The organism is Paenibacillus sp. JNUCC 34 (assembly GCF_058269055.1).
The window spans coordinates 2,967,480-2,983,382 of record NZ_CM177770.1; the positions used below are offsets into that span (position 1 = coordinate 2,967,480).

Annotated in this window: 12 protein-coding genes and 4 pseudogenes; 13 read left to right on the forward strand and 3 right to left on the reverse strand. The window is 43.9% G+C overall.

Annotated elements, in window-relative coordinates; genetic code table 11:
• Positions 1-7 precede the first annotated feature (7 nt).
• The 6 genes and pseudogenes from AC2TF5_RS13955 to AC2TF5_RS13980 form a co-directional block, all read left to right on the forward strand.
• On the forward strand, positions 8-3,157 hold the full coding sequence (locus AC2TF5_RS13955) for a GNAT family N-acetyltransferase (protein ID WP_491302719.1): 3,150 nt from the start codon (positions 8-10) through the stop codon (positions 3,155-3,157).
• A gap of 168 nt (positions 3,158-3,325) precedes the next feature.
• On the forward strand, positions 3,326-4,078 hold the full coding sequence (locus tag AC2TF5_RS13960) for a GNAT family N-acetyltransferase (RefSeq protein ID WP_491302720.1): 753 nt from the start codon (positions 3,326-3,328) through the stop codon (positions 4,076-4,078).
• 143 nt (positions 4,079-4,221) lie between these two features.
• Entirely contained in the window at positions 4,222-4,668 is a 447-nt protein-coding gene (locus tag AC2TF5_RS13965) for a GNAT family N-acetyltransferase (protein ID WP_491302721.1), read from the forward strand.
• A gap of 64 nt (positions 4,669-4,732) precedes the next feature.
• Complete coding sequence (locus AC2TF5_RS13970) at positions 4,733-5,170, forward strand: GNAT family N-acetyltransferase (RefSeq protein ID WP_491302722.1); 438 nt, start codon at positions 4,733-4,735, stop codon at positions 5,168-5,170.
• A gap of 226 nt (positions 5,171-5,396) precedes the next feature.
• A pseudogene (locus AC2TF5_RS13975) lies at positions 5,397-5,546 on the forward strand (response regulator); the annotation flags it as partial.
• A 3-nt stretch (positions 5,547-5,549) separates the two neighbouring features.
• Positions 5,550-5,729, forward strand: a pseudogene (locus AC2TF5_RS13980) (NAD(P)-dependent alcohol dehydrogenase); the annotation flags it as partial.
• A gap of 412 nt (positions 5,730-6,141) precedes the next feature.
• On the opposite strand, the gene AC2TF5_RS13985 reads toward AC2TF5_RS13980, so the two are convergent.
• The gene (locus AC2TF5_RS13985; protein WP_491302723.1) at positions 6,142-6,522 is read right to left on the reverse strand and encodes a hypothetical protein; all 381 of its coding nucleotides are present in this window, start codon (positions 6,520-6,522) and stop codon (positions 6,142-6,144) included.
• A gap of 248 nt (positions 6,523-6,770) precedes the next feature.
• Between AC2TF5_RS13985 and AC2TF5_RS13990 the strand changes: the two genes are divergently transcribed.
• The 4 genes and pseudogenes from AC2TF5_RS13990 to AC2TF5_RS14005 all read left to right on the forward strand — a co-directional run bounded on the left by AC2TF5_RS13990 (position 6,771) and on the right by AC2TF5_RS14005 (position 10,286).
• Entirely contained in the window at positions 6,771-7,358 is a 588-nt protein-coding gene (locus AC2TF5_RS13990) for a DUF4291 domain-containing protein (RefSeq protein WP_491302724.1), read from the forward strand.
• 61 nt (positions 7,359-7,419) lie between these two features.
• Positions 7,420-7,497 (forward strand): annotated as a pseudogene (locus tag AC2TF5_RS13995) (hypothetical protein); the annotation flags it as partial.
• A 327-nt stretch (positions 7,498-7,824) separates the two neighbouring features.
• Positions 7,825-9,126, forward strand: a complete 1,302-nt coding sequence (locus AC2TF5_RS14000) for a GntP family permease (RefSeq protein ID WP_491302725.1) — start codon at positions 7,825-7,827, stop codon at positions 9,124-9,126.
• Positions 9,127-9,149: 23 nt separating this feature from the next.
• Positions 9,150-10,286 carry a glycerate kinase family protein gene (locus AC2TF5_RS14005; RefSeq protein ID WP_491302726.1) on the forward strand — a complete coding sequence of 379 codons (1,137 nt, stop codon included), beginning with the start codon at positions 9,150-9,152 and terminating at the stop codon, positions 10,284-10,286.
• Between the two features lie 44 nt (positions 10,287-10,330).
• Here the strand turns inward: AC2TF5_RS14005 and AC2TF5_RS14010 are convergent, their stop codons facing one another.
• Positions 10,331-11,359 (reverse strand): CdaR family transcriptional regulator, encoded by a 1,029-nt coding sequence (locus AC2TF5_RS14010; RefSeq protein ID WP_491302727.1) that lies wholly within the window; start codon positions 11,357-11,359, stop codon positions 10,331-10,333.
• 160 nt (positions 11,360-11,519) lie between these two features.
• Positions 11,520-11,642 (reverse strand): annotated as a pseudogene (locus AC2TF5_RS14015) (transposase); the annotation flags it as partial.
• Between the two features lie 111 nt (positions 11,643-11,753).
• Between AC2TF5_RS14015 and AC2TF5_RS14020 the strand changes: the two are divergent.
• The 3 genes from AC2TF5_RS14020 (at position 11,754) to AC2TF5_RS14030 (ending at position 15,753) form a co-directional block, all read left to right on the forward strand.
• Positions 11,754-11,933 carry an IS3 family transposase gene (locus AC2TF5_RS14020; RefSeq protein ID WP_491302886.1) on the forward strand — a complete coding sequence of 60 codons (180 nt, stop codon included), beginning with the start codon at positions 11,754-11,756 and terminating at the stop codon, positions 11,931-11,933.
• 480 nt (positions 11,934-12,413) lie between these two features.
• Complete coding sequence (locus AC2TF5_RS14025) at positions 12,414-14,066, forward strand: M28 family peptidase (protein ID WP_491302728.1); 1,653 nt, start codon at positions 12,414-12,416, stop codon at positions 14,064-14,066.
• A 202-nt stretch (positions 14,067-14,268) separates the two neighbouring features.
• Positions 14,269-15,753, forward strand: coding sequence for an alpha/beta hydrolase family protein (locus tag AC2TF5_RS14030; protein ID WP_491302729.1), 1,485 nt, complete (start codon positions 14,269-14,271; stop codon positions 15,751-15,753).
• The last annotated feature ends 150 nt before the right edge of the window (positions 15,754-15,903 follow it).

Here is a 15,903-nt window from a genome sequence, read left to right on the forward strand (position 1 = left end):
TGAAAACATGACGCTTGTAGATATTGTGCCTTATCATCCCGATTATGCGGAAAGTGTAGCTGAAATGTGGAACCGTAGCAACGACGAATGGGGTGGAGGGTCTACCGTCCGTTCAGCCGAACAAGTCCGCCAAAGCGAAGAAAACTCGGATGCCATCGCGGTGTTTCTTGCCACCTGCAATCAAGAGGTCGTCGGATACTGCAACCTGAGCGAATATCGCGAGGATACCGGCGCGCTGTATATTCAGCTGTTGAACGTTCGGCCGGATTTTCACGGCCATAAGATTGGCAAACGGCTCGTGCTGTGGGCGGTCGAAGAAACGATTCGTCTGGGCTGGCCACGCGTCGACCTGTATACCTGGGAAGCGAATATGAAGGCCGTGCCTCTGTACAAGCGATGTGGGTTCTTCTGGGAAGACCGCGAAGATGCGGTGCATTTTATGAATTTCATCCCCCAGGTGGCCGCCTGTGAAGCGCTCGCTCCTTATTTCCGGGAATTCGACTGGTATGCCGATCTGATGCGGACAATCGAAATCAAACCGGACGGGCAGAAGGAGAACGGCTTCGAGACGTACACTTATGCCTGGGCCAACGACAACGGCCGATCGCTGCGCGTCGATATTGAACGCAGAAGCCGCGGCATCTGCCTCATCGAGACGGAAGATTTTTTGCTATCGGCCACGGCTGAGCAAGCCGAACCGGTATTTGGCAACGAATATAAAGTCAAGTACCGCATTGTCAACAAATCGGGCGCGCCGCTCAAAATCGAGCTCCAGGGCGAATCGGACCGCAACATTGCTTTCGATTGGCAGGACGAACTGCTGGTGGAAGGTGAACATCAGATCTCTGCGAGCTTTTTCGTCGGAGCGATCGAGGAGCCGCAGAGCGAATGGCGTACTTGCCCGGCTGTACAGACCCGGGTTCGTATTAATGGTTCTGAAGCGCTGCTGAAGGTCGGCATCGTACCGAAGTTTCCGGCCAGCGTCAAAATGAGCATTCCCGCAGTCAGACATGCCATGGGCGGCAATTATACGTTGTATCTGGATATACAAAATCATTTTGCGCAGCCGGCCGCGTTTTCCTTCACCCTGCCTGGTACCGCCTGGCTTGCTCTCGAACAGCAAACCTTCGAAACGAGGCTGCAAGCGAAAGAGCGGGTCTCGCTGGCCGTTCCTTACCGCTTGCTGGATTACGGCTTCTACCATGCTCGGCCGCAGATTCGGGCCGTTCCGGACAATGGGCCCGAGGTGCTGTTTACCTCTACCGTCGGCGGCGCTTTCGGCGGGCCCGGCGCGATGGTTGCAGGAGAAACGGATAGCGGCTGGATGGCCTGGAACGGCGGGTACAGTCTCCATTGCGACAAGGATCATAACGAGATGTCGTTTCGGATCGTGAGCCGGAAAGACGAAGAAATTCTGCTGTTACCGCCGTCCATCGGCAAACCGTATTCGAGTGAATTTACACGCAAGAAGCCGCTGCGGGTCGAAATCTGCGAAGAGCGCGGCGCGATCGGATTCCGCCATACGTATCGGTCGGACGCTTTTCCCCAACTTCTACTGCATCTCTGCACCTTGCTCTACGCCGACGGAACGATGAAGCTGTGGCATGAGCTGGAGAACAGTTCCGGGGCGCCAGTCGCCCGCGAGATCTGGATCTCCCAGCGTATCTGCTCGGACTTATACCGGCTGGTACTGCCTTACGGCGGCCGCATCGTCGAATTGACCGATTCCCACGGGAACGGTCACGAATATTGGGACGATGCCAAGGTGAGCGAACCGTGGCTCTTTGCCCGCAGCGGCCAAACCGCGTACGGCATCTGTTGGTCCGGCAGCCATCGAATGCGTTTCGATGAATGGTTTTTGGAGCTGGAAAGTGTCATCGGATCGTTGGAACCGGGAGAAACGAAAGCTTCGGAAACGATTTTCATGTCCATAGGCGGTTTTGATGATTGGAACGAATTCCGGGCGTTTGCCTCGAAACTACCTGGGTTGGAAACGCTCCCGCCGCCGGTACGCCATATGGAGTTGACGGCTAATGAAGGAAACCCGTTCGTACCGTCTTATGTGAAAGAAGTGACGGCTCTGCTGCATGATGTCAAACAGAATGTATGGGAAGGCGAGTTGTCCGTCTCTTATGCAGGCGAAACTCGTCCGGCAGCCCATAGGGTGTTGTCTGCGGATGAAGAAGCCTCAGAAGCCTCTTTTGCTTTACCGTCCCCGTCGTCCCCTTGCAGCGTCATTCAATTAGATGCACGGCTTGGCTCGCAGCAAGAGACGTACTATAGCGCCTTGTTCCCGGTGTCGTCCGCTCCCGTCCGCTGTACCACATACACGGAAGCAGAATACCCGGTGTATGAAGCCGACAACGGGATGATTCGGATCTCCGCCGCGCCGAATTATTATCCCGCTCTCCGGTCGCTTGCGGTGCAAGGCCAGGAATGGCTCGCCTCCGGATTTCCGGAATACGGGATCAGGTCCTGGTGGAATCCGTGGATCGGCGGTTTAACCGATCAGTTTGACGATATGAGCCCGACGTCTGTTCGCAAGGAAAAACATTCCGTCAGCTTCGTCCGTGTTGCCGACGACAAAGGCAACGTCTGGTCAGGCATCCGGATCCGCCAGTCCATTCAACAGCACGACATCTTCAAAGGAACGATCGTGGACAGTTACTACCTACTGCTCCCTGGAGCGCCGGTACTCGCCTATATGACCGATATCCGTCAACACACAGGAGCTTATTTGGAAAAAACGGTACTTAGCGAGCTGTTCCTTCGCTTTGACGAATTAGGATCGTCCAGCGAGTCTCGCGAGGCGAGCAGCTGGCTGCGAACTTTCGCGCCTGACGGCAAAATGCTGCGTTACGCCATTGGCAAGGACGAACTCAGCGTGCGCGAAACAAAAGACTACGGTTTCGGCTTTGACGGCCGCGCCGGAGTGATGCAAATTGTGACCGATGAAACTGTCAACCGCCCCTCACTCTACACAAACAAGGACATCTGCTGCCTGTCGTTCTCGCGAAATGTTCGCTTGCCACACGGAAATGAGTTCCGCTCGGCGCCCGTTTTTTTCGTCTTTCCGGATGCCCTGCTTCCGGCCGAGGGACTGAAAGCTTTACGCCGGATCTCCTTTCCTCTATCTAACGACATGGAAGGAGAGTAGCCCGTATGAAAGTGTATTGCCATAAAATTTTCATTTTTTATGGTTTGGAAGGACATACGAAAAGTCTTGAGGTTCACACTGTGTGAAGCTTTATAAAATGGTTTAACCATTCATTGGTGCCGCAGAGTTATACTCTGCTACATAACGTAGAATAAGGAAGTGAACTTAATGAAAAGTAAAGTGAAAAATATGCCTTTATTTTCACAAACGATAACTGACTATTGGCGGGAGCAATTTTTGAACGGAGACGTCCTCTATAGCGATGAAGTCTTTACTGTCGCCATCAACCCAGACCTGGACGAAGACAGTCGGGTCATGGTGCTGGAAACCACCGACGGCCGGATTATGGCGGTCCTGACGCCTGCGATGGCCGATAAGGTAGGCCTTTATCAACGACAAGACCTGTCTGAGGAGATCTTTCGCCGGAAATTAAAAGAAGCGGGAGTCTTTCTGCATGGCGCAGATTATGTTTTTTATTTTTCAGAAACCGAAAAGAATGTATTGCTGCAAGAAAACATGCAAGGTGACTTGCGCCAGTTAACTGAGCACGATGATGCGGTTTTCTCTGAGTTCGAGTCCTCGGCCTCGGAACAGGATTTGGATGACGCATATGTGGAGTTGGATCATTGGGCGGTGTTCGGCTCTTTTGAGCAAAACCGCCTGGTCAGTGTCGCCAGCATGTATCCCTGGGAGGACAATGCGCAAATTGCGGATCTCGGCGTACTGACGCTGACGCCATTTAGAGGAAAGGGTCATGCCCGCAAAGTGGTTCGTTCCATTTGCAAGTATGCCTATGATCAGGGATACGAACCCCAGTACCGATGTCAGCTCGATAACCATGCATCTACGTTGCTGGCAAAAGCGGCGGGTTTGACATTGTTTGGCAAATGGGATGTGATTTCTCCCGACTCCATAGACTGAGAGTCCGACTAAAAATAAGCAATTATGATGTAGGAAGCTCACGTATTCCTTTACAAGACAATACAGCTGTTGCCAATGCGTTATTCATTTATTGCTCATGTGTAAGGAAACTAATAAACGTTCTATTTGATGGAGAGATATATATGGGATTAAAGCCTGATCTAAAATTGTTGAATTATGACATGCTTAATGATTGTGTTGATTTATTCATGGACACTTTCTCAAAAGAACCTTGGAATGATGTCTATGAGTCAAGAAAACAGGTTGTAGATTTTTTTGAGCATTACATGAAAAACAATTATTTTATTGGTTACGTTCTAAAAATAGGCGATGAACTTGTTGGATTGAGCCTAGGCGCAAAAAAGCCATGTTTAAAAGGAATGGAATATTTCATTGATCAATTTTGTGTAAGTGAAAAATTCCAAGGACAAGGAGTAGGCAGCAAGTTTCTAGAGCTTATCGAATCTGACATTAAAAAGCAGGATATAAATACTATCGTGTTAACTACTTCCAAGGGATTCCCATCAGAAAAATTTTATATTAAAAATGGATTCAAAACATCTGTTAATGCAATTCTTCTCGCCAAGTGAGAGAGGTTAATATGAAGATAGTCAATCCATAGTATTAACTGACGAATTCAAAAGGAGTTTCCTCATGAATATAACCCTTACTGATGTGGATAAGGACAATTATGAAGAGGTCTGTGATCTATCTGTAGCTGATAATCAATATGATTATGTCGCAGATAATACGTGGTCACTCGTTGAGTCAAAATTCAACCCCACATACCAAACACGCGCAATTTACTTAGACGGCAAGCCTGTCGGATTTTTCATGTGGGTGCCTGAGACAGAGCAAAGAATATCGATTTGGCGATTTATGGTGGATCAGCACCATCAAAACAAAGGTATTGGGCGCAAAGCAATGCTACTGGCCCTTGATGAAATTAAGCGGACAGTTGGATTAGAAGAGATCGAAATTTGTTACAACCCGAATAATCCTGTAGCGAAAAGCTTTTACTCCAGCTTTGGTTTCGTTGAAGTTGGTATGGACGAAGACGGTGATGATATGTTAGCAATTATTAAAATTTAAACTAGCAGGCATAAGCCCGCTTTGGTGCTGAAGTTGACTGAAGTGCAGTCCTCTGAGACTTTATTTTCAAGTTTTAGACTGCACTTATTTATATTAGTTGGTTCAATCTAAAACATATTTATCAGAGGAAAAAGCTATTACGCGATCATGCTGGCGATATGGTCCGCCTTGCCCGCCGAGCGCGGCCGAGCCAGCGTCCCCGGCGATAAATGGGCAGCTCGGCGGGGATCTAGTCATCTCTGATATTATGATGCCACAGATGTCAGGTTACGAGCTGACACGAATGATTCGTGAGCGGTTTACACTCACGGGGCTCCCTGTTTTGCTCCTTACGGCAAGAAGCCAACCGAAAGATATTCGAAGTGGATTTTTAGCACAAATTGAGATCCCGATCCGAGACATATTCTTTCCCCAAATCAGTATCATCGGCACGTCAATGGGAAGCAGCGAAGAGTTTGAGGCTATGCTTCAATTTATGGAACTCCATTCGATCCGTCCTATTATTAATAGTATGTATCCTTTACAGGACACGGTTCAAGCCTTTCAACGAATGCAGTAGGGAGAGCAATTCGGTAACATAGGAATAAGAATAGATTGAGCTGAAACCAAGCTGTTGAAAATCTGAAGCATAAAGGAATAGTTGATGCAGCAAATTTATTTCGAAGTGATAATGCTGAAAACAAAGACGAAGCAGCGCGGCGACAAGCAATTGACGAATTCATTTCCATGGTTAGCCGTCTAAAATCCGCGTGAAATAAAAATGAGATTAGGTATGATCACAAGGACTTGATTGGTATCAATTCGTCGAAAGGAACAGAAATACGGTGTTAAACACATGCAACAACTTGTTTACAGGCCATCCGTATATTTTGGATTAATGAAGATTCAACTTGAAGGTACCGCACGGAACTCTCATCTCATTTTCACCGATAGACCCGTTAAGCTAAAAAACCATCGTTCATGACGATGTACTACCATTCGCCAACCCAAACTGGATTAAAATTTGAATATCCCATATCCATTAATAAATCCCATGCATTATTTAAAATATGAGGCTGTCCTTTTGTAAATAATTCTTTTCTTTGTTTCATTAGATATGAAATAATCTCAGCTATATGTTTTGGCTTGCCTAGGTGTATTGTTGTTTCTAAATCATTTTTTTGTGCTGTAATATTGTAAAAAGCCCAGAATGTAAGAGGATCTTCATCTGGTGGATGTGATTCGAAAATAAGTGTGATTTTGATATTTTTGTTTTCCTTTGGAGAAATATTTAATGTGAAACTTTTCCCACCCGAATACCAATAAACAAATGCCTGACTATCAATGATAATATTTCTTAATTGACTCTTCATAAATTTTTCACCCTAAAATAATTGTTCTACATAATGATTATAAAATAATTGTGACTTCGAATCGACCACCTACAAGCAAATGATTCAAATCAGAAACCCTGTCTGCTTCCCAAAATCTATACTTCACTTCAGCTCTACCCGAATACTTATTAAGAAGAAGGTTGGCGGTTAAACGCCGCGGCGGATTTTCACCGATAGACCCGTTAAGCTGAACCGTATCACGACAAATCGGAATTTAGGGAGACAACATGGAATATATAAAAGAGGTATTTGCACAATACGATAGACAATGTATTCGGGTTTATCAGGCTTATAATCCAGTAATTGCAAAAGAAGCAGTCGCCTTACAGACTTTTGGCGAAAACTTTAATCTCAATCGCATGACATGGATAAAACCTTCCTTTTTGTGGATGATGTATCGGTCTAATTGGGGAACAAAGAAAAATCAGGAATGTATTTTGGCTTTGGATGTATATATGGAAAAATTTAATGAATTGTTGAGGCAAGCGGTGCTAACTTCACCAGACTCAATGATTTACAAAGGTTCAACTCAATGGGAAAAAGCATTTGAGGAAACAACAGTTTATTGCCAATGGGATCCCGATAGAAATGTGAATGGCAATTCCATAAATCGTGCAGCAATTCAAATCGGTCTAAAAGGAACCACTTTAAAAGAATTTCTAACCGATGGAATTTACAGCATTGAGGATTTGACACCGCTTGTGAAGAAATGGAATGTACAGCGAAAGCAGGGAAAACTAAACTCTAAAAATTTACCAATAGAAAGAATTTACCCTATTAAAAACAACGAAATTAGAAAAAGGCTGGATATGTGACAACAAACTAAATTTCAGTTTGTCGGATCGTCATTACGTTCACCTTAATGGTAAAATGCATAGTTATCGAAATGGATCGTACCCTCATCAAGTGAACACACGTGTAGGAACACTTACGTCACGTGTCCCCCGAATTCGGGAAAGTATCTACCACTCGAAAGTAAATGGAATATTGTATTGATAGAGGGCTCTCAACTGAGAAATTGGTTGGGGGCCTTTTTGACATGTTGTCACACAATATTTATATTAAACCTCCTCTGATTCAAATCATTAATTTTAGGATAACTTAAACCTATTACTTGCTGTATCTAGGGTTCACATTTGAGACCCTATTAAACTTGCATTATTTTGTGCATATGCACAAAAATATTCATTGGAATATCAATTGTTAAAAGTTAATGATGCAAATATAATGCAAGTATCATGAAAACGTATTCAAGCTAGATCACCTAGAGGAGGATTTCAGATGGAAGCAGCATTGGAAATTAGTTGGATTGGCGCTTTAGCCGGTCTCGCGCTTGCAATCATTTTAATCTTGTTTAGACTGGCACCAACTTATGCATTGATTCTGGGAGCAATTATTGGCGGTTTTATTGGTGGGGCTGATTTTTCAGAGGTCATCAAAATTTTGATTTCCGGAACACAAAGTGTTCAAGGTACAGTTATTCGGATTATCGCTGCGGGTGTTTTTGCTGGCGTTATGATGGAATCTGGAGCAGCGGGAACCATTGCAAAAGCTATTGTTGATAAACTCGGTGGAGCGAAAGCTATGCTATCGCTTGCACTCGCTACCATGGTTATCACAGCGGTAGGGGTATTCATTCCTGTAGCCGTATTGATTGTTGCACCCATCGCGTTGGCTGTTGGCCATAAAATGGGATATTCCAAGATTGCCTTGCTAGTGGCGTTATCGGGCGGTGGTAAAGCGGGTAATATTATTTCTCCAAACCCGAATACCATTGCAGCCGCAGGCGGATTCGAACTCGATGTTAACCAGGTGATGATCGGCGGATTAGTCCCTGCTCTCTTCGGGGTAGTAGTTGCGGTTCTTATCGCATCATTCATTAAGTATAAAGGTACTAAAGTAACGGATCTTGAAGCCGCCGAGTTGGAAAAGACCAGCTCCTCGGATCTGCCACCTTTATCTAAAGCTCTAGTAGCTCCGGTTATCGCTATTATTCTTTTGATGATTAGCCCGATTGGCTCGATGTTAGGCGTTGATTTCCTCGCAGCACTAAAAATTGACTCCTTGTTTATCCTGCCATTTGCCGGTGTCGTTGGCTCCTTGGCGTTAGGTAAGTCAAAAGAAATAATCAATTATTGTACGGCCGGATTAAATCGAATGACACCAACTATTTTGATCATTATAGGTGCAGGTGCCATTGGCGGATTGATTACTGCGTCAACCCTGCCTGCAGAAGTTGTAGCTCTTGTAGAAGCTTCAGGCATTTCAGGAGTATTCCTTGCACCAATAGCAGGCGTATTAATGGGAGCAGCAACAGCATCCACTTCAACAGGTGTCATTTTGGCTACGGGTTCATTCTCAAGTGCGATTATAAATACAGGTGTTGCACCTCTATCGGCTGCAGTTATGACCCATGCCGGTGCTACTGTAATCGACCACTTGCCACATGGAACCTACTTCCACGTTACACGTGATGCTATGGGCATGAGCATGAAGGATAGAATGAAGGTTGTCCTGTATGAAAGTATGGTCGGTCTAACAATGACTATCGTAGCAGTAGTTCTTTTCGGATTTATCTTATAGAAAGAGTGGAGGATAAATAACTCATGGGGAAAATATTCATGTTGGCTCCTGATTCGTTTAAAGAAAGCATGACGGCAAAAGAAGTATGCAATGCAATGGAAATCGGCATAAAGAGAGCTATTCCAGATGCGGAGTGCATTCACGTACCTATGGCTGATGGAGGTGAAGGCACTGTCCAATCATTGGTAGATGCAACGGGCGGTACCTTGATACACAAAGAAGTGACAGGGCCTCTTGGTACACCAGTTCTCGCCCATTATGGAATTTTGGGAGACGGCAAAACGGGTGTGATTGAAATGGCATCGGCCAGTGGAATTCATCACGTTACGAAGGAAACAAAAAATCCTTTAATTACGACTACCTTAGGAACCGGTGAATTAATTAAGGAATGTATTGAAAAGGGCATTACGGATATCATTCTAGGCATTGGCGGAAGCGCTACGAATGATGGGGGCACTGGAATGGCAAAAGCACTGGGGTATAAATTCCTGGATAAAGACGGGAATGAGCTGCAGCTTGGCGGCAGATATCTGGGTGCGTTAGATAAGATAGATACTACTGATGTGCATCCGCAATTAAAAAATATTAAAATTTTGGTTGCATCGGATGTAACCAATCCATTATGCGGGGAGCGGGGCGCATCTGTTGTATTTGGTCCGCAAAAGGGTGCCACTCCTGAAATGGTTAAAATATTGGATGATAATTTAAGGCATTACGGTAATATTGTAAAACAGCAGCTTGGAGTTGAAATTTTGGATGTAGCTGGTGCAGGTGGTGCAGGTGGCCTTGGCGGTGGATTGATCGCTTTCACCAACTCTACCATGAAAAAGGGAATAGAAATTGTTATTGAATATACAGGATTAAAAGAAAAGCTGAAAAATGTGGATTACTGCTTTACAGGAGAAGGGGGCATAGATTTTCAGACGAAATTCGGTAAAGCACCTTTCGGAGTTGCCCAGGCAGCAAAAAGTGTTAACAGCGATATGAAAGTGATTGCCTTGGCAGGCTATGTGGGCATGGATGTTGAAACCTTATACGATGAAGGATTTGATGCCATCTTTGGGATTGTTCCCGGAGCAGCAGATATTGATACCTTACTGGCGAGAGGTAAGGTAAATGTTGCCCGTACATCTGAAAGCATTGCTAGATTGTTAAAATAAGAATCAAGGAGGATGTCCCGGAAGTCTCATAGGGGACATCCTCTTTATTTGATCCGATTAATCAGCATAAAAATGAGTTCCACGAGCTCCAAAATATTTTTGGGATCTTTGCCTGTAATCGTATATATCTTGTTTAATCTATAGTTCAATGTATTCCTGTGGATCATGAGCCTATTGGCGGTTTCATTGGCGTTTAGGTTACAGTTGAGATAAATCTGAAGTGTTGTTATCAATTCATCATTTTTTTCGAGTAAATGGGCCAGGCGCTCTGCCTTTGTATCATTCTGTTGCAGTTTTGACATATCGGCGATGAACTCACATTTTGAATAGAAGATGGTTTTTTCGTTGGCATAAATACCCTTCAATACACGCATAGCTGATTTAGCTTGCCAAAGACCTTCTGAGATCGTGTCATTCATTTTACTGATTGAAATGAAAGCATCGGGATGCTGATTTCTAATTGTTTGTTGTAGGGCTTCAATCTTATCTTCTTCCTGAATGACTAAGCAAAGCGAATATTTGGACATTTTAAAGGAGGATAAGCTTTTAGTGATATCCTCAGCAATCTCATTAGGAGACACCACATATAAGATTTGAGAGGGTTTTGTTAACTGAATGCCATAGGTCAATGCCTTATTCATTAATTCATTTGTATAAGTGGTGTCCGAATTTATAATTAAGCTGAAAAATTCTTGCTTTAAGTTATTCTTCAAAGTCTCCTTTTCCAATGCGATGCTTTGGTTGATTAACAAAATAACAGCTGATTTTAAAATATTTCCGAAGGGTCTCGTTTCCTTTACTTCGCCGCTGATTCCTACCACTCCGACAATATTTCCATTCAATTCGATCGGTAAGTTAATGCCCTTCTTCACGAACTCTTCATCCTCGTTAATTCCCACAATTTTCCTTTGTTTTATGGCTTTCAAAGCACCATGATGTAGCGTACCAATCCTTCCTTTATTTCCACTCCCGATGATCTTGCCTGTTCGATCCATAATATTAATATTATATGGAATATCCTTCATCATTCTATCAACAATTGTTTGGGCTTGATTATGCGTCATCTCATACATAGCTGTATCTCCTTCATAATCACTTCTCTAAAGTATAAGTATCTATCGACACACAGTTCTGATTTAAGAATTGTTGTGCAAAAGAACAAAGATAAATGAATTAGCTTCTTATGAAATTATATCAATGTTAGCCTATATATGCATCATCACGCGCTATCCATTAAGAGCGAAGGGGCTGTGAATTATGGGCAAGCGAAAGCCACCCGACCTCAAGGCTTACTTTCGGCAAGCCTCGGAGCAGAAAACGTCTGATTCCTCGGTTGTTCTTCATTTGCCCGAATACGATTGCGTTAGTATTCACTTTTAATAATTCAGCGCCCTCGATTTGTTGTTGAATAACAAGGAGAGTAAGAGCCGAGCCGCTCAAATGGAGAAGATGTGCAGAGTCCTCGGAATGTCCAAAAGCGGGTATTACAAATGGGCGCAAGAAAAGAATAATGAAGATAGCTACCAACGCCGTCGTAAAACGTTGCTGGCGCGCATCACCCGGCTCTTCCTGGACTCCCACAAGCGATACGGCAGCCCGAAGATTACACAGCTTCTACGCCGCGAAGGATGGAGCGTATCTGAGTGACTAGTAGATAAAATCATGAACGAGCACGGTCTTTGAGTACATCAAGCTCTTTTACAACCGGAAGCGAATCCACAGTTCACTCGTCTATTTATCCCTAGACCGGTTTGAAGCAGCGTATTACAAAAGCATCGCTTTAGCAACGTTATTTGGTGTCCACTTTCTTGACAGAGGTCCAATTACCGTTCCTCCTAGAATGGTTTGTCACATTTTCTTCAGTTACTACAGCACAATACAAAATTGTTGACCGATTGGTCAGTTTTGGGTAAAATAAAAACTGACCAATCGGTTAGTTTTTATTATTTTGTGTACCAACTGTTTTTAAGTTTTATGAAAAGGAGAGGACCAAAGGAAAAGGGAAAGTTACTTATTTTTGCGAGTGCACTTGCATTGTTGACGTTGTTTAAAAGCTTTACACAATTTTCAAGCCTTTTTTACGAGATTTTTAGACTATTCGGTTCATTTCAAAGGAGTGAAGACTTTATGCGTAAACAATGGAAAATAATATTATTTACAAGTATTTTGATACTAATAACAATAGCCGTAAGTGTTACTCAATTTTCAAACCCAAATGAGAGCAGCCATTTTAATGACGAGAAGTTTTCGGTAGAACGTGCAATGCAGCATTTAGAAGTAATAGCTAAAGAACCACATCCAGTAGGTTCAGAAGCTAATAAAAAAGTTAAAGACTATATTGTGAAATATTTTGAGTCATTAAATCTACCTGTAGAAATACAAACGAAGGCTATAGAAGATGTTCGTGATGAGGAGGAAGAGCTTACTACAGATGCTGAATATCTCGAAAATATTATTGTAAAGATTGAAGGTACATCTCCAGATCATAACGCGGTATTATTCCTTGCCCATTATGATTCCACACCTGAAACACCAGGTGCAGGTGATGATGGTTACGGTGTTGTAACATTAATGGAAACTGCTCGTATTATGAGTCAGTTAACCCCCCCTGAAAATACATTGTATTTTGTTTTTACTGATGGTGAAGAAGAAGGTGTACTAGGGGCAACAGCATTAAAAGATCGCAAAGATATTTTTGATAAGACACGTATGATCATTAATTTTGAGGCGCGTGGTAATACAGGAGTGCCCATTTTATTTGAAACTACAAATCATAATGCACAATTGGTAAAAGAATTTAGTCATACGGTATCTCATCCGGTAGCTTATTCATTTGCTTCTGAAATGTATAAAAAGATGCCAAACTACACAGATTTTACAGAAATAAAGGACATACCGAAGCTAGGCTATAATATTGCTAATATGGGTGGTGTTGAAACATATCACGCTAATATAGATACATTTGAAAATAGTGATAGAAATACTATTCGTCACTTTGGTGCTTATGCCATACCATTAGCTGAAAAATATGCTATGCTTTCAACAACAGAGTTTGAAGAGTTCGAGAAAAATCAAGGGGATGCCATTTACTTCCCTCTAATGAAAAATGTCTTAGTTGTATATTCAGACGAAGTGGTTTTACCGTTAATGACATTGCTAATTGGTTTAACGAGCATTGCGACAATTACACTTATCCGTAAAAAGGTAATTAAAGTTAAAACATTAGCTCTAACATTTGGTAGTATGCTGGCAAGCTTTATAGGAGTTGCTGCAATACTTTATGGTTTAGTAAAAATACTAGCTATAGTATTTGATGGTGTTATTGATGATGAGGGTTTAATCGTTTTAGGCAACTATGATTATGCAGCCTTCCTACTTATTATGCTTATTACGGTAGTTTTAAGTGCCTTTATTAGTCGTTGGATTAGTAAACATATTAGCGCTATTCATTTTATTATTAGCATACAATTGATTTGGATAACATTAGCGATTACTACAAGCTTAACATTTAAAGGAATCAGTTATTTATTTGTACTTCCTGCTTTACTAGGGGTATTTTTAATAATTGTAGCGCTAGAAAAACCACAAGTTATGCTTTCTAATTATCGTTATATAGTAATAGCTAGCTGGACTATTGTAACAACTATTTTATTGGCACCTTTTATCTATGTTATTTATACCGCTCAAACATTAAAATTTGCACCTATATTAGGTATCTTAGTCGCATTATTAATTATGCCTATAATTGCTGCAATCCAATATAAGTCTACACAAACGTAGTGGCTTGACTCGTCGTAGAAAACAAAAAGGAGCACCTCCCCAAAACCTCAAAAATGTTAGCGGCCAAGCAAAACATTGAGATGAAAGGAGAATACTCCATTCCATCGGAGGCTACTTATTCTCGCTTTGGAGGTTATACGCTGTTGTAACATATTGCCGAACTGCTTGTTCGGCGGACAGTATTCGAGGAGGTCATCATCAGATGAGAATCATGGAAGTTGTTCTGGTGACGTTTAATGTGGCTATGTTGCTGTGGCTGGTTGTTGGGAAACAAAAGCCGCGACAGTTATTGTGGGGGGGATTGGCCGTCTCGGCAGTTCTTCTCGTTGTACAGGGCTGGGTTGAGGGATGGCGCTGGCCCCTGATCCCCGCTTATGCACTGACGCTGGCTCCTTTATGGGCGCTGGTGTTGGACTTTCGGCGGCGCGCCCGAGCCGGCCAAGGGGACATTCAAAGGCGCGGCGTACGCAGAATTGCAGCGTTGTTATCTGCCTTTTTCTACGGGACGGTAACCGTTGCTGCGCCGTTGCTGTTCCCGGTGTTTAAATTCGATGAACCGGCAGGTCCGTATGGGATTGGCACGGTCGCTTATCACTGGATTGACAACACCCGCAAAGAAACGTCCACTTTGGCGGCAGCCGGGGCCAAGCGGGAACTGAAAGTACAGATCTGGTATCCGTCCAGCAAGGACGCTAAGGGAACCCGAGCGCCGTATGTGCCCGATTCCAAAGTGTATACCGAGGCATTTCAGCAGGAGTCTGGTCTGCCGCAGTTGTTTTTGACGAGCCTTGGACAAGCCCGTACGCATGCGATTGAACACGCGGTGCTGTCCGATGCGGAAGCGGCGTATCCGGTAATTATTTTTTCACACGGGTCTGGCGGATTCGAGGGCCAGAACATGTTCCAGGTCGAGCAGTTGGTGAGCCATGGTTATATTGTGGCGGGAATCAATCATACTTACGACAGTATGGCTTCGATATTTCCAGATGGGCGGGTTGCGTTGTACGATTCGGTGAAAAATACAGAATCGGAGATAGAGCCACTTGAAAAATCGGACAGGACGAATGAGGTTTGGGTGAACGATGTGCGGTTTGTGCTGGATCAACTTGAACAGCTCGCTGTCGCTGACCCGGATCGGCGATTTACGGGACGAATGGACATGAAGCGGCTTGGCATGTTCGGACACTCGTTCGGCGGGGCGACTACGGTACAGATGCTGCTAAGTGATCCGCGGGTTCGGGCAGGCATCAATATGGACGGGGCCTTGTACGGTGAACGCCGCATTCCGGCGGCTGGCATAAACAAGCCGTTCCTGATGATCAGTGCGGACGAGAAGGACGAGTTGGCGGGCTCCAGCGCCACAAGTGACGATCAGCAAGCCGCCTTGGACACGACCCACAGCAATATTGAACGATACAATAAAGAGTTAAATGCTCGGTATGTGCCGGTAAAGGTTGGCGGGAATTACTGGCTGAAGCTACACAACACGCTTCATATGAGTTTCTCCGATTTCTTTTTGATCTCTCCAATTATAGAGTGGGCGCAGGGAGTGAACGCGCGCGGGACACATCGGCTCGTCAACGATTTTACGCTTGATTTCTTCAATCATTATCTGAAAGGGCAGCCTTTGCAGATATTGAACAATGCTGTTGGCACGCATGATGATTATATTCTGGAAAAGGGATAAGCTTCTTTCCGGTGTGAACCAGCAGATTTGGAACTGTAAAAGAGGGACAGTGCTCACCCTCAGCTATACCAAAAACTCATCGAATTAATTTCATGAATGAACAGAACCCAGGAAAGACAACATAAGGAAGTAGTATACATCTCAATTTCC

Bases quoted from the DNA above. Each gene is read 5' to 3' on its own strand.
- AC2TF5_RS13955 (WP_491302719.1), top strand. From the start codon at position 8: ATGACGCTTGTAGATATTGTGCCTTATCATCCCGATTATGCGGAAAGT.
- AC2TF5_RS13960 (WP_491302720.1), top strand. From the start codon at position 3,326: ATGAAAAGTAAAGTGAAAAATATGCCTTTATTTTCACAAACGATAACT.
- AC2TF5_RS13965 (WP_491302721.1), top strand. From the start codon at position 4,222: ATGGGATTAAAGCCTGATCTAAAATTGTTGAATTATGACATGCTTAAT.
- AC2TF5_RS13970 (WP_491302722.1), top strand. From the start codon at position 4,733: ATGAATATAACCCTTACTGATGTGGATAAGGACAATTATGAAGAGGTC.
- AC2TF5_RS13985 (WP_491302723.1), bottom strand. From the start codon at position 6,522: ATGAAGAGTCAATTAAGAAATATTATCATTGATAGTCAGGCATTTGTT.
- AC2TF5_RS13990 (WP_491302724.1), top strand. From the start codon at position 6,771: ATGGAATATATAAAAGAGGTATTTGCACAATACGATAGACAATGTATT.
- AC2TF5_RS14000 (WP_491302725.1), top strand. From the start codon at position 7,825: ATGGAAGCAGCATTGGAAATTAGTTGGATTGGCGCTTTAGCCGGTCTC.
- AC2TF5_RS14005 (WP_491302726.1), top strand. From the start codon at position 9,150: ATGGGGAAAATATTCATGTTGGCTCCTGATTCGTTTAAAGAAAGCATG.
- AC2TF5_RS14010 (WP_491302727.1), bottom strand. From the start codon at position 11,359: ATGTATGAGATGACGCATAATCAAGCCCAAACAATTGTTGATAGAATG.
- AC2TF5_RS14020 (WP_491302886.1), top strand. From the start codon at position 11,754: ATGTCCAAAAGCGGGTATTACAAATGGGCGCAAGAAAAGAATAATGAA.
- AC2TF5_RS14025 (WP_491302728.1), top strand. From the start codon at position 12,414: ATGCGTAAACAATGGAAAATAATATTATTTACAAGTATTTTGATACTA.
- AC2TF5_RS14030 (WP_491302729.1), top strand. From the start codon at position 14,269: ATGAGAATCATGGAAGTTGTTCTGGTGACGTTTAATGTGGCTATGTTG.